General features: G+C 47.0%; 25 protein-coding genes and 1 pseudogene. 18 read left to right on the forward strand and 8 right to left on the reverse strand.

The window, feature by feature from the left end; genetic code table 11:
- Window positions 1–184: 184 nt before the first annotated feature.
- Entirely contained in the window at window positions 185–916 is a 732-nt protein-coding gene (locus QUA47_RS16900; protein ID WP_333431598.1) for a WecB/TagA/CpsF family glycosyltransferase, read from the forward strand.
- A gap of 89 nt (window positions 917–1005) precedes the next feature.
- Here QUA47_RS16900 and QUA47_RS16905 read toward each other — a convergent pair whose 3' ends face one another.
- On the reverse strand, window positions 1006–3333 hold the full coding sequence (locus QUA47_RS16905) for a S8 family serine peptidase (RefSeq protein WP_333431599.1): 2328 nt from the start codon (window positions 3331–3333) through the stop codon (window positions 1006–1008).
- Window positions 3334–3710: 377 nt separating this feature from the next.
- Here QUA47_RS16905 and QUA47_RS16910 point away from each other — a divergent pair, with 377 nt between their 5' ends.
- From QUA47_RS16910 to grxD, 3 genes are all read left to right on the forward strand, one after another.
- On the forward strand, window positions 3711–4334 hold the full coding sequence (locus tag QUA47_RS16910) for a hypothetical protein (protein ID WP_190734082.1): 624 nt from the start codon (window positions 3711–3713) through the stop codon (window positions 4332–4334).
- Window positions 4335–4376: 42 nt separating this feature from the next.
- Window positions 4377–4637: a BolA family protein gene (locus tag QUA47_RS16915; protein WP_190657703.1), complete on the forward strand. Its 261-nt coding sequence runs from the start codon at window positions 4377–4379 to the stop codon at window positions 4635–4637.
- A gap of 202 nt (window positions 4638–4839) precedes the next feature.
- The gene (grxD, locus tag QUA47_RS16920) at window positions 4840–5163 is read left to right on the forward strand and encodes a Grx4 family monothiol glutaredoxin (RefSeq protein WP_190657705.1); all 324 of its coding nucleotides are present in this window, start codon (window positions 4840–4842) and stop codon (window positions 5161–5163) included.
- Between the two features lie 394 nt (window positions 5164–5557).
- On the opposite strand, the gene QUA47_RS16925 is transcribed toward grxD, so the two are convergent.
- Complete coding sequence (locus QUA47_RS16925; RefSeq protein ID WP_006634037.1) at window positions 5558–5806, reverse strand: DUF6761 family protein; 249 nt, start codon at window positions 5804–5806, stop codon at window positions 5558–5560.
- Between the two features lie 595 nt (window positions 5807–6401).
- On the opposite strand from QUA47_RS16925, the gene QUA47_RS16930 reads away from it, so the two are divergent.
- Window positions 6402–7136, forward strand: coding sequence for a response regulator transcription factor (locus QUA47_RS16930; protein ID WP_333431600.1), 735 nt, complete (start codon window positions 6402–6404; stop codon window positions 7134–7136).
- A gap of 70 nt (window positions 7137–7206) precedes the next feature.
- Here QUA47_RS16930 and QUA47_RS16935 read toward each other — a convergent pair whose 3' ends face one another.
- Window positions 7207–7557, reverse strand: coding sequence for a 4a-hydroxytetrahydrobiopterin dehydratase (locus QUA47_RS16935; RefSeq protein WP_333431601.1), 351 nt, complete (start codon window positions 7555–7557; stop codon window positions 7207–7209).
- A 471-nt stretch (window positions 7558–8028) separates the two neighbouring features.
- Window positions 8029–8298 carry a hypothetical protein gene (locus tag QUA47_RS16940; protein ID WP_333431602.1) on the reverse strand — a complete coding sequence of 90 codons (270 nt, stop codon included), beginning with the start codon at window positions 8296–8298 and terminating at the stop codon, window positions 8029–8031.
- A gap of 169 nt (window positions 8299–8467) precedes the next feature.
- On the opposite strand from QUA47_RS16940, the gene QUA47_RS16945 reads away from it, so the two are divergent.
- On the forward strand, window positions 8468–11395 hold the full coding sequence (locus QUA47_RS16945; RefSeq protein ID WP_333431603.1) for a tetratricopeptide repeat protein: 2928 nt from the start codon (window positions 8468–8470) through the stop codon (window positions 11393–11395).
- 146 nt (window positions 11396–11541) lie between these two features.
- Here the strand turns inward: QUA47_RS16945 and QUA47_RS16950 are convergent, their stop codons facing one another.
- Window positions 11542–12909: an aldehyde dehydrogenase gene (locus QUA47_RS16950; protein WP_333431604.1), complete on the reverse strand. Its 1368-nt coding sequence runs from the start codon at window positions 12907–12909 to the stop codon at window positions 11542–11544.
- Window positions 12910–13072: 163 nt separating this feature from the next.
- On the opposite strand from QUA47_RS16950, the gene QUA47_RS16955 reads away from it, so the two are divergent.
- The 3 genes and pseudogenes from QUA47_RS16955 to QUA47_RS16965 all read left to right on the forward strand — a co-directional run.
- Entirely contained in the window at window positions 13073–13993 is a 921-nt protein-coding gene (locus tag QUA47_RS16955) for a glycine betaine ABC transporter substrate-binding protein (protein ID WP_333431605.1), read from the forward strand.
- 91 nt (window positions 13994–14084) lie between these two features.
- Entirely contained in the window at window positions 14085–14336 is a 252-nt protein-coding gene (locus QUA47_RS16960) for a hypothetical protein (RefSeq protein ID WP_333431606.1), read from the forward strand.
- Window positions 14337–14437: 101 nt separating this feature from the next.
- Window positions 14438–14689, forward strand: a pseudogene (locus tag QUA47_RS16965) (type II toxin-antitoxin system PemK/MazF family toxin); the annotation flags it as partial.
- 98 nt (window positions 14690–14787) lie between these two features.
- Here the strand turns inward: QUA47_RS16965 and QUA47_RS16970 are convergent.
- Complete coding sequence (locus tag QUA47_RS16970; RefSeq protein ID WP_333431607.1) at window positions 14788–17061, reverse strand: bifunctional (p)ppGpp synthetase/guanosine-3',5'-bis(diphosphate) 3'-pyrophosphohydrolase; 2274 nt, start codon at window positions 17059–17061, stop codon at window positions 14788–14790.
- Between the two features lie 463 nt (window positions 17062–17524).
- On the opposite strand from QUA47_RS16970, the gene patD reads away from it, so the two are divergent.
- Both patD and QUA47_RS16980 read left to right on the forward strand, forming a co-directional pair.
- The gene (patD, locus tag QUA47_RS16975) at window positions 17525–17926 is read left to right on the forward strand and encodes a heterocyst frequency control protein PatD (RefSeq protein ID WP_333431608.1); all 402 of its coding nucleotides are present in this window, start codon (window positions 17525–17527) and stop codon (window positions 17924–17926) included.
- A 42-nt stretch (window positions 17927–17968) separates the two neighbouring features.
- Window positions 17969–18553, forward strand: a complete 585-nt coding sequence (locus QUA47_RS16980; RefSeq protein ID WP_333431609.1) for a zf-TFIIB domain-containing protein — start codon at window positions 17969–17971, stop codon at window positions 18551–18553.
- Here QUA47_RS16980 and QUA47_RS16985 read toward each other — a convergent pair whose 3' ends face one another.
- Window positions 18554–18679 (reverse strand): hypothetical protein, encoded by a 126-nt coding sequence (locus tag QUA47_RS16985; RefSeq protein ID WP_333431610.1) that lies wholly within the window; start codon window positions 18677–18679, stop codon window positions 18554–18556.
- 205 nt (window positions 18680–18884) lie between these two features.
- Between QUA47_RS16985 and QUA47_RS16990 the strand changes: the two genes are divergently transcribed.
- From QUA47_RS16990 to QUA47_RS17020, 7 genes are all read left to right on the forward strand, one after another.
- Window positions 18885–20558 carry an ABC transporter ATP-binding protein gene (locus tag QUA47_RS16990; protein WP_333431611.1) on the forward strand — a complete coding sequence of 558 codons (1674 nt, stop codon included), beginning with the start codon at window positions 18885–18887 and terminating at the stop codon, window positions 20556–20558.
- 139 nt (window positions 20559–20697) lie between these two features.
- Window positions 20698–21771 (forward strand): RNA polymerase sigma factor, RpoD/SigA family, encoded by a 1074-nt coding sequence (locus QUA47_RS16995; protein WP_333213879.1) that lies wholly within the window; start codon window positions 20698–20700, stop codon window positions 21769–21771.
- 276 nt (window positions 21772–22047) lie between these two features.
- A complete protein-coding gene (locus QUA47_RS17000) occupies window positions 22048–22533 on the forward strand; it encodes a GNAT family N-acetyltransferase (RefSeq protein ID WP_333281290.1) in 486 nt (161 codons plus the stop codon).
- A 215-nt stretch (window positions 22534–22748) separates the two neighbouring features.
- A complete protein-coding gene (locus QUA47_RS17005) occupies window positions 22749–22955 on the forward strand; it encodes a glycogen debranching protein (protein ID WP_190657733.1) in 207 nt (68 codons plus the stop codon).
- 374 nt (window positions 22956–23329) lie between these two features.
- Complete coding sequence (locus tag QUA47_RS17010) at window positions 23330–24325, forward strand: AEC family transporter (RefSeq protein ID WP_190657735.1); 996 nt, start codon at window positions 23330–23332, stop codon at window positions 24323–24325.
- A 74-nt stretch (window positions 24326–24399) separates the two neighbouring features.
- Window positions 24400–25239: a Uma2 family endonuclease gene (locus tag QUA47_RS17015; protein WP_333431612.1), complete on the forward strand. Its 840-nt coding sequence runs from the start codon at window positions 24400–24402 to the stop codon at window positions 25237–25239.
- Window positions 25240–25315: 76 nt separating this feature from the next.
- A complete protein-coding gene (locus QUA47_RS17020) occupies window positions 25316–25729 on the forward strand; it encodes a nuclear transport factor 2 family protein (RefSeq protein WP_190657739.1) in 414 nt (137 codons plus the stop codon).
- Between the two features lie 286 nt (window positions 25730–26015).
- Here QUA47_RS17020 and QUA47_RS17025 read toward each other — a convergent pair.
- The coding region (locus QUA47_RS17025; RefSeq protein WP_333431613.1) for a HAMP domain-containing sensor histidine kinase at window positions 26016–26466 on the reverse strand (451 nt) is incomplete at its 5' end.

Below are 26466 nucleotides of genomic sequence, written 5' to 3' on the forward strand. Positions count from 1 at the left end.
AACTCTAATGAACTTGCGCGACCCGTCGCTTACAAAAAAACCGGTTTCTGGGCCACCGAACGATGACTTAACAGACTCTTGGTGGCACAAACCGGGTTTTTTGCGACCAAGACTGCTCTAGCGTCGATCGCCAATCTCAGCTAATTTAAATAACTAGGTGTGTAGGAATCTCAAAGAAAAAAATATGGATGGATCGCGCCCGCAATTTTCAGTGCTGGGACTACCAGTTCACATATTAGATGATTATGCAGGTTGGCTGATGCAGCGCCTGCATCAAGGGTTAGGAAGTCACGTCGTGACGCTGAATGCTGAAATGGCGATGCAAGCCGAGCAAAATCAGGCTTTAGCCGATGTAATCCGCAAAGCGGAACTGGTGATTCCAGACGGTTCGGGAGTGGTGCTGTACTTGCGGCTGCGTGGCAAACCGGCACAGCGCTATCCGGGGATTGAATTAGCAGAATCGCTGCTGCAACAAGCCGGAAAATTGCCGGATTCGGAACCACTATTTTTCTTTGGAGGTTCCCCAGGAGTAGCGGCTGCTGCGGCCCAAACTTGGCAGCAAAAGGTTAACGGATTGTCGATTGCTTCTCAACACGGCTATCTTTCCGCAGATGAAGAGAAAGACTTCCGTGAAAGCCTCAAACAAATGCAGCCAAAACTGATTTTTGTAGGATTGGGAGTGCCGCGCCAAGAATTTTGGATTGCCGAACACCGACACCTTTGCCCTCAGTCAATTTGGGTGGGAGTAGGCGGCAGTTTCGATATTTGGGCGGGAACAAAAACCCGCGCGCCGGCTTGGTTTTGTGACAATCATTTAGAATGGTTGTACCGACTTTATCAAGAACCTTGGCGGTGGCGCAGGATGTTAGCTTTGCCACAATTTGCCTTGAAAGCTTTGGGGGATTTTAGAGCTTAAAAGCGGCCAGCACAAAATAGGTTGGTAGTGAGGGCTTTAGTTATCATAAAATTCTGATAACTTAAGTCCTCACTACGAACCAATTGCCATTACACAATGTAAGGAGAATCGATCGGCTTTGCCCGATTAATCGCCACCAAAGTCTGGTAAATCAAAGCCGAAATCTCAGCGCGGGTAATATCCCGCTGCGGCGAAAGCCAATCGCGGGAAGGATAATTAACCACAATCTTCAAAGCAGTTGCTGTGGCGATCGCACTTAAAGCAAAATTAGGAATTTGAGAACGATCGTTGTAAACTTTCAAAGAATCAGGATTGCCGCCCTTGAGTTCCAAACCGTTAACCAAAGATACGATCGCCTCACTCTTAGTCAAATTCTGATTCGGGCCGAACTTCAACCCGGGAAACCCCGCCAAAAAACCCCCCCGATTTGCCCGTTCGATCGCACTTCTCGCCCAAAAAGTAGCAGAAACATCAATAAAATTTGTAGCCGGCACCCTCGGAATCGGACTAAACGCACTCACCAACAGCGCCGCATATTGAGCACGGTTTAAACTCTCATCAGGCCGAAAAGAACCGTCAGGAAAACCGCTAATTATATTCGCCGCAGCCAAAGCTTCAATAAACTTCTGTGCCCAATGTCCAGAAATATCGCTGAACACCGCACCGCCGATATTCGGATTGCCGCCGCCCTTTCTCACCGCAGCTTGCACAGCTTTCAAAGCATTCACTTTCCCGTAACCAAACCAATCGCTGCGGCCGTTGTTAGGATCGTAATTTCCCATGCGATTGCCCAACTGGGGATCGGGATCGGGATCGACAATTTTCTCAGCAGTTTGTTCGAGAATTCCCCGCACTTCCCGCGCCGTCAAACGGGGGTTAGCCGAAAGTATCAACCCTGCAACCCCAGCGACTACTGGAGTGGCGCTGGAAGTACCGCCAAAAGTATCAGTATAGTCCCCCCAGTCGTAGCCCCGATCGCCCACTCGATCGGCAGTAAACACCCCCAAACCGGGCAAATACTGCGTCACCTCCGGCGGCGTGGCGATAAATCCGGTTTCTGGCAACCAAGTTCCCGGCGGCGCGTTGTTGCTGGGGGCGCAAACCGAGATGCTGCTACCCCAATTGCTGTAGGCTGCTTTTTTGTTGAGGGAAGTGGAAGCGCTGACGGCAATTACGTCGGGGTGAACGGCAAATCCGTTTAGCCATCTAGTTTGACCCTCCACGACGTTGTTGGGCCAGCCTTTCTCGTTAACAGTACCGTTGACTGGGCGGTTGGCATTCCCCGCAGCGAACAGAATAACGCAGCCTCTGCCGCCCCGCCCTTGGGTGGCGGCTTTGGTGATAACGGCACTCTGCCGCAGGGAAAGGGGATAGTAAACTGCAGCAGGCCCCCAACTGCAAGAAATGACGGCGGCCCCTTTTTCGATCGCCCAATTAAATATTTTTTCGACAGAATCGTCATCGAGAAAACCACTGGCACGGATGGGCATCAGGGCGCATCCGGGGGCGACGCCGACAATGCCTTTGCCGTTTTCTTCTGCAATGGCGACGCCGGCACAACTTGTGCCGTGGTTGTCTGAGTCGGCGACTGGCATCGGGGAGGTGTCGCCGTCTTTGAAATCGATGGGTGAGACAATTTTGCCTTGGCCTTGAAAATCTGGGTGGGTGATGTCAACTGAATCGTCGGCGATGGCAATTACGATCGATCGAACTCCACGAGTGATGTCCCAAGCTGGTTCGGCATAAATTTGAGCACCGCCGACAAGTTGGTTGCCGCCTTTGTTATTGAGATACCACTGTTTGGGATAAAGCGGATCGCGGGGCGTGTAATGCTGCTGCGTCTCTACTAAAATGTTGGGCTCGGCGATCAAAACTTCTGGATATCTTGTCAAGCGGTTGGCAATTTTGACCGGATTTTCTGTTGCTTGTTTAGTGACTTCGCAGACGAAGGTGTTGGGAATTCCTTCTACTGGCCGGACTATTTTTAAAGCTGCTGCATTGGCGATCGCCTTTCGCGATTGTTCGTCTACTTGTTCGCCAAATTGAATCGTAATTTGGTCGGTTAAATAAAAGAATGTACTCGGATTGTTCGCGGGGCAATAGACGTGGCTGGCAAAAGCTACAGCATCGCTGGCGCGGGCTGCTTGCATTGCTGCTTCTAGGCTAGAGGGCGCAACGAGATATTCATCGAGATTGCTTTGGCCGACGCGGCGGTTGAGTTTTGCCCCAGTTGTTGCAGCCCAATCGTTTGAGGCTGATGCTGTTGATGAGGGGCGGACTGTAAAGCGATCGTCCGCTTTTGACAGCAGCAATTCGTCGCCGCCGCGCTGCAAAATCACTGCCAGACTTTCTTCTGGAACTCCGATACCTTGATAATTTTGGAGAATGTCGGAGGTCGGTTTGCCGGGTTGTACCATCAGAAATGTTCCTGTTTAATTTTCATGTAGATTTATCAAACATATTTATAAGCTGTCAGGGATGTTTTCACCCTGAGGGGTTTGAAACTGTAACTAACAGCGGTAGGGCCCGTCATAAGCACCTTACTAACTTCATTAGTCTCAAGCGAGAGAGACCAAAGTTTGTGTAGGATCGGTTTCAACCGGCGATTTTTATTCGATGGCTGCGTGTTTTTCCGATAAACCACCTCACAGAAAACTCGTTTTGAGCTTTTCTCCCGATCGAACCCTTTGACATTTCAACAAATTTGGTTTACACTTAGCCGGTTGCGATCGCCAATGGTAAGATCGGCTCAAGCTAAATATTTTTTTAAAGCGCACAGGCGCAAAGTAATTTCATGGTATACTCTGGAACTGTTTGCTGGCTTCGCTCCACTGCCCGGATTACGATCGGGGCGATCGCAGCTTTTACCCTGTTGCAACCGCTCCAAGTCCAAGCACAACAACCTTCTGGGCCAGAGAACCAACCGCAAGTCGAACCCGCCGACGACCCCACAGACCCCAACAATCTTCGCCCTCTGACGCAAGACAGCAGCCTGCTGAGCGTCCAAGGAGGCCAGCGTTTGATGACAGAAGCCAGCAGTGCTATTTCCAATCAAAATTACACACTCGCCAGTCAAAAACTCCAAGAATCCCGCCAAATTTTCAATCAACTGTCCAACTTTTACCAACAACTGGGGAGCAGTTTTGCCGGAATTGACATCCGCTTGGCCGAAAGCCACCGCACCAAAGCTGTAGAAACAGCCCAAATGCGGGACGAAGCTACCTACCGGCTGGCGTTGGTACACCGGGCGCAAAATAAGCCCGAACTGGCTGTGCCCCTGCTGATTCAGATTATTCGATCGCAGCAGCCAACTCGCGACTTGGGCAAGAAAGCTTACCAGCAGTTACTGGAATTGGGTTTTGTGGATTCGCCCTTTCCCCGGCCAGCCAGCAGTCAACCGAGCTCCTCGACAAAATAGTTCCACTAACATCTAAATTACAGCCGTTTATCAGAGAAACCAATGGTTACACCGTCTCAAGTAGCAGAAATGATTAAGGCAGGGTTGCCCGACGCTAAAATAGAAGTTGAGGATTTGACCGGTGGCGGTGACCACTACCAGGCGAGAGTAGTCTCTGCAGCCTTTGAAGGAAAAAGCCGAGTACAGCAGCACCAACTGGTCTACGGCGCTCTCAAACAGGCAATGGCTAGTGAAGCCATCCACGCTTTGGGCTTGGAAACTTTAACTCCCGCAGAATGGGAAGCGAAAAGTCAAGTTGCTTAATTGTTGACTTGCAAGTGGGTATCACAAGTTTGTGCGGGTGTCAATAGTTGCTTGAAATACAACTGCTCCACTTACGCACAAAAACCACAAAAACCCGGTTTTTTTTACCGGAATCTATGGCTGTAACGAAAGATTTTCGTAAAAAACGCGGTTTCTGCGTCAGTCAACGTTTAAAAATTTTCAAACAATATTAGGACCTACCATGAGTACAACAGCACATCAAAGAATTGACGAGTTGGTTAAGCAAAACAAAATCATGGTGTTTATGAAGGGCAATAAGTTAATGCCCCAGTGCGGTTTTTCTAATACTGTGGTGCAAATTCTCAATACTTTGGGAGTGCCTTACGAAACTGTGGATGTTTTGGCAGACCAGGAAATTCGTCAAGGCGTTAAAGAGTATTCCAACTGGCCGACAATTCCCCAAGTTTATATCAACGGCGAGTTTATTGGTGGCTCGGATATTATGATCGAGATGTATCAAAAGGGCGAATTGCAAGAAGTTGTAGAAGTGGCTTTGGCTTCTTAAATTAGACAGAAAAAACATATCCCCAACTTCTTAAAGAAGTCGGGGATATAACAGCAATCGCGTTTTACGTGGAATTAGGTTGATTTACTTAATTATTCGTTATAGCAATACTAAATCATTTGTGAATTTCTTACTCCCTCCCCGCCAGTTAGGGGAGGGCTGGGGAGGGGTAAAAAATTTACGGCTCATTTAGGATTGCTATACCAGGCTCTGCCTGGGAACGCACTGCGGTCGGCTCGGCATCGAATTTTTAGGCTCCCAAAGCGAGGCCGAGCCTCTGGACATCGGTTCCCAGGCAGAGCCAGGGAACCCGTTACAATTCCCAATTCCCAATTCCCAATTCCCAATTCCCAATTCCCAAATCATCAAGGGTTTATCCAACCGAATTTGCTATTTAATAGTAGTCGGCTTCAGTTTGGGTCTGTGGCATTGCAAAATTGGAGGGGTCGTGAATGTAACGCGCTGCTTCTTCCTCTAGTCTGTGAATCAGATAGGGTTCCAGACCGTTGGAATGCCGCAGGGCTGCTAAATACCCGTCTAAGTAAAGCCGCAGGTCATCGAAGCGATAACCTCTATTCCACATTTCGACGAGGGCGTCGGTGAGTTTTTGGTAGTGCCGGATTGTTTGGGTGTCTTGTAGCATGGTGTGAGGTTGAAATCCTTTGTGGTTTGTATAATGACGGCGGGATTTAGGAATGGCCTCGATTGATGCTGAGTGGCTCCGGTTGAGGCTATTTCTAAATAAAAGTTTTTACCCTGCTCTACAGGCTACCCTCCATAAAAAATTTCACTCGTTGCAATGCAGTTGCTCGACTTTTGGCGCGCACCTAGATAATTCGCTGTGCGTTTAATGGAGTCGGGATGTTGCTGAATTTGGCGGTCAAAGTGGCTGAGTCTTCCGGCTCCCGAGCTAACGGTTGGAGGAATTCTAGTTTCACTTGCGCGATTTGTCAACCTCCTGGGAGTGGGGGCTGGGTCGGGGGGTTCGCTTTTGGCAGGCGGTTGGGGCATGGGATCAATCGGCTTTACACTGTCTTATTTTCATTGTAAGCTTACCGCCAGAATGATTTAACCTTTCTGCAGGCTGACCCTCGGAAATTGAGCCAATATTTAAAAGTCCTAGCCTAGGTATGTCCGCTGCTTTAAACGCAGCTCATGCTTGAGTAGCGATGGTTACAAAAGCTTGACAAAAGCTCTGTTAACCTTGTAGCAATTAGTGATATGGGAAGCTCGCCTCTGTGGAATCTGCAAGTATTTCAATTGTTGAAGGGAATCCGCACCTGCGATCGCTCTTGGGCTGGCATCTACAGCAAGTCGGTCACTGGGTGCACCAGTCAGCGGATATCAGTCACGCTAGGGAAATATTTTTCAGCCGTCAGCCCACCCTAGTCATTCTGGATGCCCAATTGCCGGATGGGGACGGTTTGGAATTTTGCCACTGGCTGCAACAGCAGCAGCAGTCGCTGATTTTGATGCTGTCGGCGCGGAATTCGGAATCGGATATTGTTGAAGGTTTGAAGGCGGGGGCAGACGATTACCTGACTAAACCCTTTGGGATGCAAGAATTTATGGCCAGGGTGGAAGCTCTGATGCGCCGCAACCGCACGATGGTACCGCCGGCGACGCTGGAGTGCGGGCTGCTGAAAATTGATTTGGTGCAGCGCCGAGTGAGATTGTACGAGGAACATATTGAGCTGACTCCCCAGGAATTTAGCCTGCTGTACGTGCTAGCTCAAGCTGGAGGAGTGCCGCTGTCGCGCTCGGATTTGCTGCGGAGGGCGTGGCCCGATGCGATTGATAACCCCCGGACGATCGACACTCACGTACTCTCTCTGCGTAAAAAAATCGAAATCGACCCGCGACAGCCGAGCCTGATTCAAACTGTACGGAATGTCGGCTACCGACTAAATCTGGAGTTGTTGAATAATGCCAATCAACCGCATTCACAAGTGCCCAGGGCGGTGCTTTCCTAGAGTATTAACTAGGTCATTGCAAAAAAACAAGTAGTAAGGTGCGCGGCCCGGCGCAGGCTACAAATCCTGTTCATGTTGGGAATTGATTGGCGATCGCATCGGTTTTCGCAGCCATAATAAAGTCATTGCGGTGCAGTCCAGAAATCGCGTGAGTCCACCAAGTAACGGTAACTTTTCCCCACTCGGTTAACAGTGCGGGGTGATGTCCTTCGGTTTCTGCTGCTTCGCCGACGCTGTTGGTAAAGGCGATCGCACTTTTGAAATCCGGGAATTCGTAGGTGCGTTCTATTTGGGGAATGCCATTTTTTTCGATTAAATTCCACTCGGGAATTTGAGGTTTTAGCTGGACAATTTCGTAAGCTGTGAGGCGGGGAGAGTTTGGGCGGCAGGCGGCACAGGGTTCTTTTGCTAAAGGTTCCATAAATTGCGTGTTAGCGAGAAGATGCTAAAAGATATTATAGACATTTCTAATCGCAGCAAGTAGCTGGGCGCAACGTAACTAGCAAAAGAGGCAGAGGCGATCGCTGTTTCGCTCAGAAGTTATAACACTCGTTTCATGTTATTATAATATGCGAATCTGATTTTGGGGATTGATTTTACTACACTAAAAGTTTGTGTATAAAGTTCAATTTACGATCGGGCGATCGTCCTTTTTTACCTATACTAATTAAAAGAGCGATCGCACTTTCGAGTTAACATCCTGAGTGAATTTTATTGTGGGGTGTCCCGCCCGCCGATAAGCAACAAGCTATCCGGCAGATTCCACAAATAATGAATTTTATTGTCGGTTAGCAACCGGCTTTCGGGCCTGTTCCACAAATAATAAATTTTCTTCTGGGGTGTCCCGCCCGAACAGGCTTTCCGGGCTGTTCCAGATTAGATGCACCACAGTTTACTCACTTTCTTCTTCAACTTTTTCTACATCAATCGCCGCTTTCTTGAAAGGACAATCATTACAAAAATAGAGTTTCGATACTTCCTCGCTGTTTAAAGTTTGTTCGAGAGGGCAACGCGACACTTCCTGTTGATTTTTGTCAAAGCAGAGGTGAAAACCTACTAACCCAAAAGTCAACACTATCCCCGCCGAAGAGTTGATGGCACCGACTACAGTACCGAGAATCGCCTCTCCAATCATCCATTGATGCTGTTTTGATAACTTCATAAACTATTTCCAACTCAACTAAATTGAGTGTGGAATTTCGGGATACCCGAAAGCAAATAATGGCTGGAACTGTGCTACAATCGGCATTAGGGATATTCGGGACGGTCATTCGGTATCGGGATTCCGAAACTTTCCCGAAACTTTTTTTAGCAATTTACTTTCCGAAGCTATGCTCAAGCAGGGAAAAGACGAAAAGTCTCGGCAGCGAGCCAGTCATTTGGTTGAGGCGCTAATAGATTATGCGTTGAATGATACAAATCGCATCTCTAATCTCCGCGTCAATTGGAAAGATAAGACCACTGATTTACACGTCAAGGGGACGCTGGAAGCCCTGCGCCACCTGCTGAAAGAGAGAGGCAGCTTTAAACCAACTGAGACAACATCTGACTTGCCAGTTAGAAAGAACATCGGCGAGGTACTGACTGATTATCTCGGAAAAAAGCTGAAAATTCTGGATGATCACCGCCCGGAGACGGCAAAGCGGGGTTGTAGCGATTGGAATTTTACTTTGAAGCTGTGGAGTAGAGACAAAAAAGAGAATTTGCAAAAGTTGGCAGAAGTGTGGGGCGTTAACGGCGAACCCAGTATCAGCAGTCAGGTTAACAGCGGACAAAATACGGAGGGCAAAACCGACAAGGATGATACGCCCGCAGATGTCCCTCCCGACAAAGTAATTAGGGTGGCTTTTTCTCAGATGCCTGAGTCGGTGCCTGTGTGGAAAGGGCGCGATACATTGGTGGCAAATTTAACGGCAAAATTAGTAGAAATTCTGCCGGATGGAACTTCGCCGCCGAAGGTATTGGCGATTATCGGGCAAGGCGGTATGGGCAAAACGAGTTTGGCGATTAAACTTGTAGAAGGATTGGGGGTGAATTGGCAACAGTCGGTTTCTCAAGCAGGGAAAAGTTTGCTGGCTGGCGGTTATGAGTGCGTGATGTATTTCAAGGCACTGGAGGGAACCAGTTTTGATGATGTGGCTGGGTTTCTGTTAAATGAAGGTTTGGGGATTCAGGGCGCAGCAGAGTTGAAAAAGCCAGAGGAAAAGATTGCGAAAATTATGGTTGGTTTGCAACAAACTCGCTGTCTTTTGGTACTCGATAACCTGGAACCTATTTTGCATCCGGCTGTTGAGGCGGAAAATCCAGACAGTTTGATTGCGTCGCAGGTACATAGAGCAATTTCACCGGATTGGGGTAAGTTGCTGAATGCTTTGGTTTATCAGCAGCACCAATCGCAAATGATTTTGACCAGCCGGGAAGTGCCTGGGGATTTGGCAGATACGCGCTATCCGGGGTTAGCGCCGGATGCGGAATTGGTGCATATCGAACCGTTGCAAGGTGTGGATCTGGCGGCGACTGTGGAGATTTTGCAGCGACAGTTGACTGATAAATTAGCTGATTTGCAGTGGATATCTCAGCGGGTTGAAGGTCATGTTTTTTTGTTAACTCAATTGGTAGCTCTTGGCAAGGGAAGACCTGGATATTTGCGGAAGCATCCTGAATTGGTAACGGAGAAAGTGGAACCGATGTTGCAAGAACAACTGGCAAGGCAAAGTGAAGCGGCAAGAGATTTACTGCGTCGGATGTGTGTTTTGCGAGTGCCGATAGATGTGAAGGGTTTAACTTTTTTGCGGCTGTATGCGGATGATGTTGAACAAGATACCCGCTTGGAATTAGCAGCAGAATTAGAGGAACCTGCGGAATTTACAGAGGCAGAAATTAGCGAGACAGCAGCAATTTTAGAGCGATTAGTGGGTGCTAGTTTGGTGCAGAGTCGCTATGACGAGGATAAATGTGAGGATTTTTACGATTTGCACCGGGTGATTGAAGAGTTTTTGCAAGGGAAATATCAACAGGAATTGCCACAACTGCTGGAAAGTGTTTATAAATTTTACTGCACTGGTAAAAATGTGGACAATCCTCAAAGCTTAGCAGATTTACAAGCTGTTCTAGAAGCTCAACCTTTTGCCTTTAGGTTGGGCAACTATGGGGAAGCTTACTATTTAATCCCAGATACATATTTAAGACGGTGGGGATACTGGAATTTATCAAAAGAATTGTACGAACAAATTTTACCTTATGTTGAAGGCGATCGGCGTTCCTATTGTTTGACAATATTAGGTGCAATTCATCGGGATTTTGGGAATTGGGATTTAGCAGAAAAATATTTTAAAGATGCGTTATCAATCGCAGAAGAAGAAAATGGTAATAAGAGCGGGATTGCTACTTCTTGGGGATTGTTGGGAGATATTGAGCGAAATCGCGGCAATTGGGATGAAGCTGAGCGACTTTACCAGCAATCTTTGGCATTGAGAACAGAATTGGGCGATCGCGCGGGGATGGCATCTTGTTGGGCATCGTTGGGACATATCGAGCGAAATCGCGGCAATTGGGATGAAGCTGAGCGACTTTACCGGCAATGTTTGGAAGTTGAAACAGAATTGGGCGATCGCGCGGGGATGGCAACTTCTTGGGGTGTGTTGGGAGATATTGAGCGAAATCGCGGCAATTGGGATGAAGCTGAGCGACTTTACCGGCAATCTTTGGCATTGATAACAGAATTGGGCGATCGATCGGGGATGGCATCTTCTTGGGGAGTGTTGGGAGATATCGAATGCAATCGCGGCAATTGGAATGAAGCAGAGAAACTCAAACGGCAATCTTTGGCATTGAGGACAGAATTGGGCGATCGCGCGGGGATGGCAACTTCTTGGGGATCGTTGGGAGATATCGAGCGAAATCGCGGCAATGGGGATGAAGCTGAGCGACTTTACCGGCAACATTTGGAAGTGATGACAGAATTGGGCGATCGCGCGGGGATGGCAACTTCGATCGGTTGTCGAGGAGAAATTGAGATGCTTAGGGGTAACTTGGATACAGCAGAACCACTTTTAAAAGAGTGTTTAGCGAAGTTAAAAGAACTGAAACTACCTAGCAAAATTGCCGAAGCTAACTACGATTTAGCACGACTCGAACGCCAGCGCGGCAACACAGAAGTTGCTCAACAACATTACGATACAGCACATCAAATTTTTCAACAATTGGGAGCGGCTAAGGATTTGGAGGAAATCGATCGAGAATGGCACAGCACCGATTAGAACAGGGATATCGGATTGAAGGAGGCGATCTTTGCTAACAACAAACACGTCAAACATTCAGTCCGGCCGGGGTTGAAACCCCTGGCGGACTTCGGGAGAAAGAAACAGCCCTGGGGGGTTAGGGGGAATCTGGTGTTTAGGCCATATCAACCGATAACTTTCTTAATCAAATCCAACTTACCTAGATAGGGAGCGTAGCGCCATTTTAAGTCAAGTAAAAATGACTTTTGCAGCACGCTTTTTTGATGAGAAAAGGTGTCAAAACTTGCTTTGCCGTGATAGGTGCCGGTGCCGCTGTCGCCAACTCCGCCAAAAGGTAAACTTGTTACTCCGACTTGCATAACCGTGTCGTTTATGCAAACTCCGCCGGAAGAAGTTTCCCGCAAAACTCGCTCTTGTTTCTCTTTATCTTTGGAGAACAAATACAAAGCTAGGGGTTTGGGACGGGCGTTGATTTGGGCGATCGCCTCCCCGAAATCATCATACTCCAAAACGGGCAAAATCGGCCCAAAAATCTCATCCTTCATCACAGGCGCATCCCAGGAAACCTTGTCGAGAACCGTCGGTGCAATATATTTATCTTCGGGGTTTGTTTGACCGCCGACGACCACTTCTCCATCTTTGATAAACTCTGCCAAACGTCCTAAATGATGCTGATTGATAATTCGGGAATAGTCGGGACTTTTCTGCGGATCGTCGCCGTAAAATCCGTGAATTGCTGTTTTAATTGCCTGCATCAAATGGGGTTTAACTTTTTTATCAACTAACAGGTAATCGGGAGCGATACAAGTTTGACCTGCATTGATGAATTTGCCCCACGCAATGCGTTTAGCAGTGTATTCAACTTGAATATCTGAGTCTACAATGCAAGGAGTTTTGCCGCCTAATTCTAATGTCACAGGTGTCAGGTGTTTGGCGGCGGCTTCCATCACTATTCTACCGATTTTTGTGCCACCAGTAAAGAAGATGTGGTCGAATTTTTCGGCTAATAATTGTTGGCTGATTTCAACTCCTCCTTCGACCGCGGCTACATAAGCGGGATCGAAGGTTTTGGTAATCATGTCCGCGACAACTGCCGACGTGTGCGAGGCGATTTCTGAAGGTTTGAGGATGGCGCAGTTGCCTGCGGCGATCGCCCCGACCAAGGGTGATATCATTAGCTGAAATGGGTAATTCCAAGGCCCGATGATTAAAACTACGCCCAAAGGTTCTGGGTAAATGCGGGCCGATGCTGGGAATTGATCGATCGAAGTAGGCACTTTTTTCGGCTTGGCCCACGATTTAACGTTTTTGATGGCATAATTAACTTCTGCGATCGCAGCAATTTCAAAGTAAGCCTCGTACTCCGGCCTGTTCAAATCAGCCTTGACAGCATCCACAATCCGTGATTGATTGGAAACGATCGCACTTTTGAGATTCTTGAGTTGTTCGATCCGAAAATCCACATCCTTAGTTTTCCCAGTGGCAAAAAATTGCCGCTGCTGCTGGATAATATCGCTGACTCTGATTACCATATTTATTCCTCCATGTCTATCAATAAATGTTACAACAGGAAAACGGAACTTGGGTAAAGTGCGATCGGTGTTAGATTCCCGACTTATTGAATAAGTTGGGAATCTTGGCTTTATGCTATAACTTATAAGGTATTAAGTGTAGATTTTTAATGTGAGTTAAGTCATGAAAATCTCTAAGAACGATTTTTTTTTCTATTCCTGCTGGCTGCTTTGCTTGCTTGCAGTAGCAGGATGTACCTCTAAGCCCCAAAAGCAAGTTGTCATCTGCTCGAAAGACTTTACCGAACAAGTCATCCTCGCAGAAATTTTAGCACGCCATATCGAAGCTAAAACAGATATCAAAGTAGAACGAGAACTGAATCTCGGAGGCTCGCTTTGCCATCAATCTCTAATAACAGGTAAAATCGACTTGTATGTCGAATACACGGGCACTGCTTACGCCAACCTGCTCAAACAGAAACCGATTTCTGACCCCAAAAAAGTCATCGATTACCTCAAACAAGAATATCCCAAACAGTTTAAAGCAGAATGGACGCAACCGCTGGGATTTAATAACAGTTTTGCGATTATTGTGCGGGGAGACGAGGCCAAAAAACTCAATTTACAAACTCTCTCGCAACTTGGGAAAGCTGCACCTAACCTCCGGGCTGGTTTCGGCCCAGAATTTAACGAGAGAGAAGATGGATTCCCCGGATTGGCTAAAACTTACGGGATTAAGTTTCGAGAAGAACCGAAGGAATTGCTGTTAGGATTGCTTTATCAAGCGCTGCAACAAAAAGAAGTAGATGTGATTGCTGGTAATACGACGGACGGTTTGATTCAAAGTTTAGGTTTAGTAGTTCTCAAAGATGACAAGAACTATTTCCCGCCCTACGAAGCAGTTCCGGTTGTGCGATCGCAAGTTTTGGAGCAATACCCGGAATTGCGTCAAGTGCTCGCAGAATTGGGCGGCAAAATCTCCGAGGAAGATATGCGACGACTCAATTATCAAGTTGATAAGAAACAGCAGGAAGCTGGAGAAGTAGCCCAGGAGTTTTTGCAGCAAAAGCTGGGCGAGTCAAAGCCAGTAAGTCCGCCCAAATAAAGGGTTTCATTGTTCTGCCTGTTTGCTGAACCGTATTGTGGTTAGCTATACTATGAGTTAGACTCATATAAATAAATGAAGGTATAAAGCTATGACAACTGTCAAAACTGCTATCTCATTGCCAGCATCTTTATTTGAACAAGCCGAAACATTAGCTGGCGAAATGCAAATTTCTCAGAGTTTTTTGATCGAAATAGCCCTTGAAGAATTTATCCGCCGCCGCGAAAATCAACAACTGTTAGAAAAAATTAATGCTGCTTGCGAAGCACCTCTCTCTGAAGAAGAACAAGTTTTGCTTCGCAAGATGAGTCGCTCTCATCGCAGGCTGGTGGAAGGCGAATGATAATAAATCAAGGTGATATTTTTTGGGTTGAACTTGATGAGCCTTCTGGTTCAGAACCCGGTTATCTCCATCCCCATGTAATCATTTAGAACAATTTATTCAATCGTTCCCGCATTAATACGGTTGTTGTTTGTGTGCTTACTTCAAATCTCAGACGGGCTAATTCACCAGGAAATGTCCTGTTAGAAGCAGGAGAAGCTGATTTACCAGAACAGAGTGTTGTTAACGTCTCGCAGATTTTGACGATCGATAAATCTCAGTTAGGTGAGAAAATTGGCACACTCTCGGCCGAGCGAGTTGGTCAAATTCTTGATGGAATTAGGCTGGTAGTTGAACCTCGCGAAGCTGAGTAAAACTTTCCTTAGCCTTTTAAATTTTATGGGGCTGAACCTCTCCTCAGCTAGTTATTAGGTGCGCGGGGCGCACCCTACAATACAGTTAGGCTATCTTCTTAAGTCCCTTCACTCAGCCTCCGCAAATTCAAAATATCGCTCATCTTTTTAATTTGCATACAAGTGCGCTCGAACTGTTGTTTATCCTGGATATCCATGCACAAGTCAATTAATGCCGGCAATCCGGGATAGGTTTTGACTTGAGCGCTGCGGACGTTTACTTGGTTGTCCTTCAAATGCGATAAAACATCATTGAGAACTCCCACTCGATCGAGGGCTTCAATTTGAATGTTAACCGGATAAGTGTTGGGTCGAGATTCATTGCGGTTGCTGGAATTCCAACTCACAGGAACCAACCGATCCCCAGGCACGCTCTCAACATTTGAACAGCCTTGTCGGTGAATCGAAATTCCGCGAGTGCGAGTCACAACTCCAATAATTGATTCCCCAGGAATCGGACAGCAACAGCCGGATAAATGGTAGAGCAATCCCTCTACACCTGCGATCGGCGATTTGCTCGGAGACGAACTCGGTACTGGTTTCGGTGCCGTCGATGCAGGTATTAGCTGGGGCAATTCCTGTCCTCCTGCGGGAGCAGCTTCAATTTTTTGCTGCACTTTTACTAAATCTCGCAGTCGATTTACTACGAGATTTAGAGTCACTTCGCCATAGCCCAAACCGGCGATTAAATCTTCGACGCTGTGGTAGTTGCAGCGCTGAGCCACAGACTGCATGGGTTCAGATTTCAGCAAAGATTCTAAGCCGTTTTTACCTAATTCTTTTTCCAGCAATTCCCTGCCGCGAGCAAGATTTTCATCTCGGTGCGATCGCTTCAACCACTGGCGAATTCGGTTTTTTGCTCCGTTTGTCTTGACAAAATTCAGCCAGTCGGAACTCGGATGACCATTTTTTTGGGTCAAGATTTCTACAATATCGCCGTTCTTTAAAACCTTGTCTAGTGTTACCATTCGCCCGTTGACTCTGGCACCGGTGCAGCGATTGCCAATTTCTGTGTGAATGCGGTAAGCAAAATCTACGGGAGTTGAGCCGCTATTGAGAGCAATCACGTCTCCGTTAGGAGTAAAAACGTAAATATCTTCGTCGAATAAGTTGTCCTTAATGCTTTGTAAATATTCGCGATCGTCTTTGAGGTCGCTTTGCCATTCTAGGAGTTGTCGCAGCCAAGTAAATTTTTCGTCGTCGCCGGTGACTGTTGTGTTAGAACCGCCAGTTTCTTTGTATTTCCAGTGGGCGGCAATGCCGTATTCTGCAATGTGGTGCATTGCTACGGTGCGAATTTGCACTTCGATGGGGCGGCCGCTGGTTCCGATTACTCCGGTGTGCAAAGATTGATAGCGGTTGGCTTTTGGTAAACCGATATAATCTTTAAAGCGGCCGGGAATCGGGCGGAAAGAATCGTGGACGATCGCCAAAGCCCGATAACAGTCATCATTGCTTTCTACTATGATCCGCACCGCAGCAATATCGTACACTTGGTTAAACCCTTTTTGGCGGCGCTGCATCTTCCCATAAATCCCGTACAAATGTTTGGGACGGCCGCTAACTTCATAGCATTTAATGCCTAAATTGTCAAGCCTTTCTCGCAAACAATCTGTGACTTCTGCGAGTTGAGTTTCTCGATCGGCCCGCTTCTCGGCCACCAATTCCTGAATTTCGCGGTAAGCTTCCGGTTCCAAGTATTTAAACGCTAAATCTTCCAATTCCCACTTAAAGCGCCCGATACCCAAACGGTTCGCCAGGGGAGCAAAAATATCTCGGGTTTCTAGGGCAATACTGCGCTGCTTTTCTTCGGACAAATGCTCCAAAGTCCTCATGTTGTGCAGCCGGTCTGCCAGTTTGACGACAATCACGCGAATATCTTTAGCCATTGCTAGGAACATTCGGCGGAAATTTTCAGCAAGGCGCTCTGTTTTGCTGGAAAAATTAAACTTAGAAAGCTTGGTGACACCTTCAACCAACTGTCGCACTTCCGCGCCGAACCGCTGTTCTATTTCTTCGAGAGTAATATCTGTATCTTCAACAATGTCGTGGAGGAAGCCGGCGGCAATCATGACGTTGTTGCCGCCCATATACCGGAGTATTCCAGCGACCGCTACCGGATGGCAAATGTAAGGTTCTCCTGATTTGCGGTATTGTCCTTGGTGCAAGTCGCGGGCAAATTCAAAGGCCCGACAAATTAAGCTGTCGTCCGTCGAGCAATTCGGGTTAGCGCCCCCATCAGGCTGCGATCGAGTATTCAGGCATTCTTGCAGCCAATCGGGAACTACAGCAGGATCGATCGAAGAAGAGGGAGTCAGAGTGTTCGCGTTCATGGGGTACACCTTTAAAACTTAGAAATACAAATGGTTAAAAGCCGGTTTCCGGTTGAATTGCCGAAATTATGTGTTTAGCTATACTAAACTAATTGAATGCCACAATTTGCAATTCAAAAAAATACTCGATTTTTTTGTTAACTATACCTATGTAATCCCGAGTCGCCCCCCCTCGGAGGTAGGAAAATATAGTGACACCACTGCCGCCGCCGCAGTCTGTCGCTCGGGGAAAATCGGGTAAAATAAGCATATTTTGGCGGTAGCAGTTGAGGTTGCGGGGGCTCGGCATTTACCGGCAACGCTAAACTAAAAGCAGCAGCCAGAAGGGTAGAGTCAGGGCAGGAAATCAAAAAAAGTTCTCACAAAACAGGGAATTGCTCCAAAAACGCACGGCTTCCCTCCATATGAGCAAACTTAAGTAAGTATCTACTTTGATTATAAATACAAATTTGTTTACAAAATCATGATATTGTCCGAAGACCGCCGCCAGTGCTACCAAGAATTACAGCAAGCACTAGAACAACTACAAAGAACTGCTGCACAGGATAATCTGGATCGGGCCGCGCTGGCGATCGAATACAGAAAAGTGCAACAATTTTTCGGAAACCAAATTATGAGAGCCGAATGCGATGAGTTAGACGGCTCAGAAACACCCCCAGAGCAGTCCTATTTGACGGAAATTCACAAGCAACTGCGGTTGTTGGGGACAGATGTCACGTTTTTGCAAGCGTCGCGCCAGCCAGCGACAGCAAAGGCGAGGCAAACTGCGGCGATCGCGCGGCTCAACACGCTAATTGGCTACTGTGGCGCGCTGCTACAAAAAAATTCTGAGTCTTCAGGCCCCGCCCAGATGCAGAATAAATAATTGAATTAACAGGGAATTAAGAAGGCAAGGAGAAATAAAGCGGTGGAATGTCCAAAATGTAAACATCCCAACTTAGAAGGCGGTACCTTAGCCGGCCGTATGTCGGTGCAGTGGTGTCCCAACTGTTACGGTATCTGGATTCCAGGCAGAGAATACGAAGCTTGGCAGAAAGAGCAGAGCCAGTGGTACAACAAATCCGAGAAGCCAGATGCGACAGGGACTCTGGGCATAGAATTCACGCCGTCAGTCTACGACAGCAAAGCAGCGCTGTGTCCCGAAGACGGTCACTATCTGTCACGGGCGAAAGTTCCTTTCAGCAGAGTGCCCTTTTACATAGAGCGCTGTATGTTGTGCGGGGGCATTTGGTGCGATAACGGCGAGTGGGACATTCTCGAAAGTCTGGGATTCCACACCGAGATTGACAAGATGTTTTCTGCCAATTGGCAAGCTAAGGCCCGCGTGCAAGAACTCGCCTCTCGGGAACGTCAAGTGCTTACTGAGAAGCTGGGGGCGGATATCGCCGGATACGTGTTGGAACTGGCGGAAGTTTTAGCAGACCATCCTCACGCAGATTGTGCGGCTACTTACATACTGCGGAGAGCTGAGTTGAAGCGAAAGGAAATTTAGTCAGTTGACGGTTGGCTGTTGGCTGTTGACTGTTGACGGTTGACTGTTAACGGTTGACTGTTGACTGTTGTTAGTAAGCGGTTGGTCGGTTAATGATGTAGTGATAAAATCTTTGTTTGTAGCCATTTTTATTGGTATTTACAAACAGCATATCGGTCTCTTGCCAATAACTAATAAGTCCTGAACAATACTAATAACTAACAACTAACCGCCAGTATATTGATAAATAATAAATAACAACAGACAACAGTTAACTGTCAACAGTCAACAGACAACAGTTAACTGTCAACAGACAACAGACACCAGACACCAGACTAAGGACTAATGACTAATGACTAATGACTCTTCTCTATTTTCCGTTGAAAATCTGCGAGTAGCTTATCCTCAGCGGCGAGGCCAATCCGGTTGGGCCGTTGACGGGGTTTCCCTGACGCTGAAACCGGGGGAAAAGCTCGGATTAGTTGGGGAGTCTGGCTGCGGAAAGTCAACTTTGGGAAGGGCGGCGATGCGGTTGCTGCCGGATTCAACGCTGATTGAGGGGCGAGTTAGTTTTGCTGGAGAGTCAGTGTTTGATATGAATGCTTCGCGGCTGAGACGGTTTCGGGGCGAAGCTGTAGCATTGATTTTTCAAGATCCGATGACTCGTCTCGATCCTTTGATGACTGTAGGAGAACATTGCATCGAGACTTTGCAAGCTCACCGACCGAATTTGGATCGCAAGCAAGCTAAGAAACGGGCGATCGAAACTCTGGAAGCTGTGAAAATTCCCGCGTCTCGCTGGTCGCAATTTCCCCACGAATTTAGCGGCGGAATGCGGCAAAGAGTAGCAATTGCTTTGGCTCTTTTGCTCGATCCCAAATTAATTGTGGCAGACGAACCGACTACAAGTTTGGACGTAACTGTAGCCGCTCAGATTTTGCAGGAATTAACCAGACTTTGCGAGGAACGGGGAACGGCTATTTTGTTGATTTCTCACGATTTGGCGATGGTGGCTGAGTATTGCGATCGCATTGCGGTGATGTACGGCGGTAAAGTCGTAGAAACAGGGCCGGTGCAAAACGTGTTTGAAAAGCCGCAGCACGAATATACTCGATCGCTCCTCAAAGCAGCTTTGCACATTCAAGCCGATTCCGACAAAGGGTTAGCATTCGAGGAAATCAGGACTGAAGCCGTTACTGCAAACTTAACAAATTCGCCTCTTTTGACCGTAACGGATTTGCAGCAACACTACAGTTTAGAAAGCAATTTATTAGATCAGTTGTTTTCCAGGAATCGCCAGGTAATTAAAGCAGTAGACGGCGTTAGTTTAGAACTACAACAGGGAGAAACCCTAGGGCTGGTGGGGGAGTCCGGCTGCGGTAAAAGTACCTTGTCACGCACGATTTTGCAGCTAATTACCGCGACTGGCGGCAAAGTTGAATTTCAAGGAATAGATATAACTGCTCTCAACCGCGATGCTGTGAGGAAGCACCGCCGCGAAATGCAAATGATCTTTCAAGACCCCCACGCTTGCCTGAATCCGATGATGACTGTCGGGCAAAGTATTGCTGACCCTTTGTTTATTCACAAATTAGCTAATGGCAGCGAAGCTAAAAAACAAGTAATCCAAATGTTAGAGCGGGTGGGTTTAACTCCCGGGGAGGATTTCTTCCGCCGCTATCCGGGGGAATTGTCGGGAGGACAACAGCAGCGAGTTTCGATCGCCCGCGCTTTGATTACTCGCCCGAAACTGATAATTTGCGACGAACCTGTGAGTATGCTGGATGCCAGCGTGCAGACTCAAGTTTTAGAGCTGATGTTGGAGTTGAAGCAGGAATTTAATTTGACTTATCTGTTTATTACGCACGATTTGTGGGTGGCGAGATTTTTTTGCGATCGCATTGCGGTAATGAATGCTGGAAAAATTGTTGAAATCGGTAAGACTAGGGATATTTTTACTAATCCGCAGCACCCTTACACTCAGCAATTATTGCAGGCAGCTCCTTTACTGGCTCGAACTCAATAAAAATCTCTAAAAAAGGGGCGAACAGATATCAGCCACTAAAGTCACTCACCGCCTTCTAGATGGATTTCGGAAATTTCCGATTAAATTCGTTAAAGTTAAGGGATACTTTTCAAATCCTCCCACCGACACCAAGCACCATATGGCAGAATCTGACCTAGGCAGTTTTGCGGTGGCACCCGAAGCCTCATTCGCAATCGCAGAGGATGAGGACACCGAGATCGATCGTCCCACGGTAACTCGCTCGTCAGCATACAACAACTGGTCTGCCGACGATCCCGTGGGAGCTTTGTTCAAGGAAATGGCTCGCTATCCTCTACTGACTGCCACCGAAGAGGTGGAGTTGGCGCGCCGCGTTCAAGAATTGGTAGCCCTGGATGAACTAGAACAGCGTTTGCAGCAGGAATTAGACAGAGTGCCGACAAAAGCTGAAATCGCAGCGGCTTTGGGAGTGAGCGAAACTCAACTGCAACAACTTCGCCACCAGTGTCAGTCGGCGAAACGGAAAATGATCAGCTCGAATTTGCGCTTGGTGGTTTCGATTGCCAAACGCTATCTCAATCGGGGCGTGCCTTTTCTCGATTTAATTCAGGAAGGAGCTTTGGGTTTAAACCGGGCAGCCGAAAAGTTCGATCCCGAGAAGGGTTACAAGTTTTCTACTTATGCCTATTGGTGGATTCGCCAAGGAATTACCCGGACAATTGCCAATCAAGGGCGGACGATTCGCTTGCCTGTTCACATTGTCGAACAGTTAAATAAACTCAAAAAAGTTTATCGAGATTTGAGGCGTTCTCTTAAACGCAATCCAACGGAAACTGAACTTGCTAGAGAAATGCAAGTTTCTTGCGAACAGCTTCGCTACCTCCAGCAAGTACGCCGGCAATCTTTGTCTCTCAACCACCGCATCGGCTCAGAAGAAAGTTCGGAACTTTTGGATGTTCTCGAAGATAACGCGACGCAATCTCCCGAAGCTCAGATGAATGAGATGATGATGCGCCAAGATATTTTGGAGGTGTTGGACAGTATTTTGACTGAGCGCGAAAAAGAGATTGTTGCTATGCGTTACGGTTTGCTGACCGGCGAACCTTACACTTTAGAAGAGGTCAGCAGTTTGTTCAATTTGTCCCGCGAACGAGTCCGTCAAATTCAAAATAAGGCAATGCGAAAGCTGCGCCGCCCTCAAGTGACGGAACGATTGAAGGGCTGGTTGAAATAAACTAAAAAACATTGAGTTGGCATTTTGAAAAATCTTAAAATTATTGTGGGGACACTCCGACCCCGCCGTATATAGCAATCTTTGCATCATTTGTGAATTTATTACTCCCTCCCCGCTGGTTCGGGAGGGTGGGGGTGGGGTAAAAAATTTACGACTCCTGCAAGGATTGCTATATATGCTTATTCAATGGGGAAAAACTTAATTAAAAATTACAAATTTAAAATGTCTTGATGTGGTATTTTTAATTCTTGATTGTCGCGTACTACTTACTTATTTATGTCTTCTGAGGTAATTTTGCGTCCAGCTACCCGCGCCGACGTGCCGGTGCTGTTTGATTTGATTAAAGCTTTAGCTGAGTACGAAAAATTATCTCATGCCGTTACTGGCAATGCGGTTGATTTGGAGCATCATTTGTTTGGCGATCGACCTTTTGCTGAAGCGATTTTAGCCGAGTGCGAAGGTCAAGTTGTGGGCTGGGCGCTGTTTTTTTACAATTATTCTACTTTTTTGACTCAGCCGGGAATTTATTTGGAAGATTTGTTTGTGATCCCTGAGTTTCGAGGGCGGGGAATTGGCAAGTCTTTGATAGTTTATTTAGCGCAGTTGGCGGTTGAAAGGGGCTGCGGGCGTTTGGAATGGAGTGTTTTGGATTGGAATGAATTGGCGATCGGATTTTACAAGGGTATCGGTGCTGATGTGATGCCCGACTGGCGGATTTGCCGGGTTGCGGGCGAGTCTTTGGCAACTTTGGCATCGAAGTAATTCAGGGCGGGCTAGAAGCCCACCCCACAAAAAATTCATCTGTTGTGGAACAGGCATCTTGCCTGTGTGTGGAACAGGCATCTTGCCTGTGTGGAACAGGCATCTTGCCTGTTAAGCTAAAATGCCGCACTCCGGTTAATTAATACCGACCTACTTAATTGGCAAAAATATAGGAAAATTTAAGTAACAGTAGATTTTGATGGAGAGAGTCGATCGTGATTATTTGGGTAAACGAGCAAATCGATCCGTCGGGCATTCTTTATTCTTGCATTGCTTGTTGCGATGAGACTCAAGCGAAGGATTGCCACAAATCTTTTGAGCAGAATTTGACGGCGGAGCAAAAACAGCAGGGCTGGGTTGCTACCTTGCGGACTGTTAATTCTTGGGATGAGGTGCCTGTTAATGCTTTGAAATTGAATTAATGAGTGCAAGTCATCAGCAGCTTTAGTCTCCCCCTGTTTCCGTTCGCTCGAAGCGGCCGGAAAACGGGGGACATCTGTTTGGAAAAGGCAAGATAGCTCGATCGCACATTGGTCAAATTAACAGAGGTTTTGTGAACCTGAAGGTAAAAAGCTGCAATCATTTGGGGCTGCGAGTCTGAAGATTGTGCCCTGCAAGGTGCGGGAATTTGGGGGGAAATTTTCGGGCCTGCTGTGCTGCGAACAGGCTAGGACGAAAAAGCGTGCAAGTACGATCGTCTTCGAGGGCTCCGCTAACGACAATTCGCCTTTATTAAACGGACTTTAGCATTACAATTAATACATAAAGGCATTTCAAATTGTCAAGTTAAATTTTTATGCTTGAAACCTTATTTCACGCTTATACCCCTCTAGTTATTTGCACTGGCTTGGGACTGCTGTTGTTTCAGTACATCCCAGTTAATTTTCCCAAGCTGCTGAGCCACTTTCTTTTCTGGATTGGGATACCGCTGCAAATTCTAGTTTTAGCCCGTCAAAGCGATTTTTCGGGTGCTGTGGGATTCACGCCGGCGATCGCCATATTTGTGTTATTTGTGAGTACGAGTTTAGCTTGGTTGACTTGGGTATTATTGCGTATGCTGAGTGCGGCCCACATCAAAAAGCCATCTTTTCAGGGCAAAAATTCTCTGGTTAACTTATTTTTGTTAAATATAAATTCCCTGAAGCGATCGAGCCAAGGCAGTTTTATCCTAGCTGCGATGCTAGGGAATACCGGCTTTGTCGGATTAGCAATCACCCCCTCTATCATCAGCAGCGATAACAACAACTGGGCCGTCTTATACAGCGTTACTAACAACGTGATCGGAACCTACGGTTTCGGTGTATTTATTGCGAGCTATTTCGGGAATTCCGAGCAACCAAATCACTGGTGGACTCAGATCCGGGACGTGCTGACAGTTCCCGCCCTGTGGGCATTTTTAGTTGGTTTTTTCACGAGAAACATCCCCCTGCCCGAGACAGTGGAATCGGGATTGCAGACGGCAGTTTGGGTGGTAATTGTCAGTGCTTTGCTGCTGGTTGGCATCCGGCTGAGGTCTATTAAGAAATGGGAAAGTTTTGAACTAGCGTTAATCCCGTCGCTGTTAAAAGTGGTAATTGTGCCGGTGCTGATCGGATTAGGTGCTAGTTATTTCGGATTGAGCGGCGATCCGAGGTTCGTGTTGGTGTTGATGTCGGGAACGCCCACAGCTCTTTCCGTGCTGATTTTAGCAGAAGTCTACGAGCTCGATCGCGATTTGTTAGCTAGCAGCATCGCCCTCACTTCTGTCGGGTTGCTGTTGATGCTTCCGCTGTGGTTAGCTGGGTTTAGTTAATATTAGCTAAAGTTTCAAATCAGATTGCTCTAAAATTTCGCAGTACAATCAACCATAACTGCACGGAAAAGAGGATGAACGAGCCAATAACTGCGAAAGGTCTGCCTCCTGCATTCCCCGACCATACCCAATTGCCAGACGAAGACGGTACATTTGTGAAAAATTTTCAGGAGCATCCCCAGAGCATCATTCTGACAGATTCGATCGGGCCGGTTGTAGAGCGGCTGCATCCAGACGGACAATATGCGATCGGGCAAGATTGCGGTATTTACTGGCGAGAAACTGACCCGCCAGAGCGAGGTGCAGAAGCACCGGATTGGTTTTACGTGCCGAATGTACCGGCAACACTTGACGGTTTTCGCCGTTCTTATGTACTTTGGCGGGAACACATGGCTCCGTTCATTGCTTTAGAATTTGCTAGCGGTAATGGAGAGGAAGAGCGCGATCGTACTCCCTTGACTGTGGCCGCTGATGGTACCACCACTAAACCGGGTAAGTTTTGGGTGTACGAGAGAATTATCCGCATTCCTTACTACGGGATTTATGAAATGAGAACGGGCAATTTAGAGGTCTATCACCTAATAGATTTTGTGTATCAAAGGATGCAGCCAAACGAACGCGGTCACTATCCCATTCCTGTACTAGATGTAGAATTGGGACTCTGGCAGGGAAGCTATCAAAATCAAGAACTTCTTTGGCTGCGGTGGTGGGATTCGCAGGGGAATTTGCTGTTAACTGGCTCCGAACAAGTTGAAATTGAGCGGGCCCTAGTCGAACAAGAACGGGAAAGAGCCGAACAAGAACGGGAAAGAGCTGAACAAGAACGGGAAAGAGCCGAACAAGCAGAGCGAAAAGTCACCCAGTTAGCGGAGCGACTGCGAGCAATGGGAATCGATCCCGATGCTGAAGATTGATATCAAAGTTCCAAAACTCTCTCTGTAGCGCTAGCACTTCGCACCTTATTTTTTTTAATCACACAAAACCAAGCTTATGGAAACTAAACCACCTCTACCGCCCTTTACGTTGGAAACGGCTAAAGCCAAAGTTCAAGCTGCTGAAGATGCCTGGAATACCCGCGATCCAGAACGAGTAGCCTTAGCTTATACGGAAGATTCTCAGTGGCGAAACCGTGCCGAATTCTTCAGCGGACGGGAAGAAATCAAGGCTTTTTTAAGACGAAAATGGGCAAAGGAATTAGATTACCGTTTAAAGAAAGAACTGTGGAGTTTTACAGACAATCGGATTTCTGTTCGATTTGAGTATGAGTGGCACGATGATTCTGGCTACTGGTATCGCGCCTATGGTAACGAACAGTGGGAATTTGCAGAAAATGGGTTAATGCGAAGACGTGAAGCTAGTATTAATGATGTTCCCATTCAAGAGTCAGAACGGAAGTTTCGATAGGAGTTATCTGTGAGTTGCTTAATGAAACTTAGACATTTTCTCACCTTTTTAGGGGCTGAAAACCTCTCCCTCGCAAAAGAAAGAGGTCTATGGCCTAAAAATGCCTGAAACCATTGTAAATATTAGATTCATGCCCCTTCGAGGTAAAAGTCTTTATCTATCTAGGTTTTAAGCCATTTTGGCTTCAGTTTTTGTCTCAGCCCGTTAGCGCAACTTTCGGAATTACTGCTGATTTCTCCCCTGCAACTGAAAACCGCTATATGATGAATTTAGCCAGATGAGTTTTCTAAGGCATAGATACCGCGAAATTGGTTGCTATACAGATAGTCGGCATCTCAATAATAAACTGCGTTCCCTGCTCTGGCGTAGAAAAACACTGTAGTTGAGCGCAGTGTTTTTCTAGCAGAATTTTTCGGCTGATTGACAATCCCATGCCTGTACCTTTTCCGATTGGTTTAGTAGTAAAAAAGGGAGTGAAAAGTTTAGCACGAACTTTCTCCGTCATGCCAATACCATTATCAGCAATTGTGACCCGAATGCCTGAACCATTGCTAATGTTGTCATAGGAATTGCCCGCTACGACTTCAGTACGAATCAAAATCTGCGGGTGAAAAACTCTACCCTCTTCTCTACTTACCCGCTCTTCCAAAGCATCTATACCATTCGCTAAAAGGTTCATAAACACCTGATTAAGCTGACCTGCATAACAGGTCACAAGTGGCAATGGACTATACTCT

The organism is Microcoleus sp. MON2_D5 (assembly GCF_036701905.1).
Classification (GTDB): Bacteria; Cyanobacteriota; Cyanobacteriia; order Cyanobacteriales; family Microcoleaceae; genus Microcoleus.

Excerpts from the sequence above, each read along its gene's own strand:
- QUA47_RS16960 (WP_333431606.1), top strand. The coding sequence starts at position 14,085 with ATGACAACTGTCAAAACTGCTATCTCATTGCCAGCATCTTTATTTGAA.
- QUA47_RS17015 (WP_333431612.1), top strand. The coding sequence starts at position 24,400 with ATGAACGAGCCAATAACTGCGAAAGGTCTGCCTCCTGCATTCCCCGAC.
- grxD (WP_190657705.1), top strand. The coding sequence starts at position 4,840 with ATGAGTACAACAGCACATCAAAGAATTGACGAGTTGGTTAAGCAAAAC.
- QUA47_RS16945 (WP_333431603.1), top strand. The coding sequence starts at position 8,468 with ATGCTCAAGCAGGGAAAAGACGAAAAGTCTCGGCAGCGAGCCAGTCAT.
- QUA47_RS16995 (WP_333213879.1), top strand. The coding sequence starts at position 20,698 with ATGGCAGAATCTGACCTAGGCAGTTTTGCGGTGGCACCCGAAGCCTCA.
- QUA47_RS16915 (WP_190657703.1), top strand. The coding sequence starts at position 4,377 with ATGGTTACACCGTCTCAAGTAGCAGAAATGATTAAGGCAGGGTTGCCC.
- QUA47_RS16910 (WP_190734082.1), top strand. The coding sequence starts at position 3,711 with ATGGTATACTCTGGAACTGTTTGCTGGCTTCGCTCCACTGCCCGGATT.
- QUA47_RS16935 (WP_333431601.1), bottom strand. The coding sequence starts at position 7,557 with ATGGAACCTTTAGCAAAAGAACCCTGTGCCGCCTGCCGCCCAAACTCT.
- QUA47_RS17020 (WP_190657739.1), top strand. The coding sequence starts at position 25,316 with ATGGAAACTAAACCACCTCTACCGCCCTTTACGTTGGAAACGGCTAAA.
- QUA47_RS16900 (WP_333431598.1), top strand. The coding sequence starts at position 185 with ATGGATGGATCGCGCCCGCAATTTTCAGTGCTGGGACTACCAGTTCAC.
- QUA47_RS16950 (WP_333431604.1), bottom strand. The coding sequence starts at position 12,909 with ATGGTAATCAGAGTCAGCGATATTATCCAGCAGCAGCGGCAATTTTTT.
- QUA47_RS16985 (WP_333431610.1), bottom strand. The coding sequence starts at position 18,679 with ATGGCTACAAACAAAGATTTTATCACTACATCATTAACCGACCAACCG.
- QUA47_RS16940 (WP_333431602.1), bottom strand. The coding sequence starts at position 8,298 with ATGAAGTTATCAAAACAGCATCAATGGATGATTGGAGAGGCGATTCTC.
- QUA47_RS16955 (WP_333431605.1), top strand. The coding sequence starts at position 13,073 with ATGAAAATCTCTAAGAACGATTTTTTTTTCTATTCCTGCTGGCTGCTT.
- QUA47_RS17000 (WP_333281290.1), top strand. The coding sequence starts at position 22,048 with ATGTCTTCTGAGGTAATTTTGCGTCCAGCTACCCGCGCCGACGTGCCG.
- patD (WP_333431608.1), top strand. The coding sequence starts at position 17,525 with ATGATATTGTCCGAAGACCGCCGCCAGTGCTACCAAGAATTACAGCAA.
- QUA47_RS16925 (WP_006634037.1), bottom strand. The coding sequence starts at position 5,806 with ATGCTACAAGACACCCAAACAATCCGGCACTACCAAAAACTCACCGAC.
- QUA47_RS16905 (WP_333431599.1), bottom strand. The coding sequence starts at position 3,333 with ATGGTACAACCCGGCAAACCGACCTCCGACATTCTCCAAAATTATCAA.
- QUA47_RS16970 (WP_333431607.1), bottom strand. The coding sequence starts at position 17,061 with ATGAACGCGAACACTCTGACTCCCTCTTCTTCGATCGATCCTGCTGTA.
- QUA47_RS17010 (WP_190657735.1), top strand. The coding sequence starts at position 23,330 with ATGCTTGAAACCTTATTTCACGCTTATACCCCTCTAGTTATTTGCACT.
- QUA47_RS16990 (WP_333431611.1), top strand. The coding sequence starts at position 18,885 with ATGACTAATGACTCTTCTCTATTTTCCGTTGAAAATCTGCGAGTAGCT.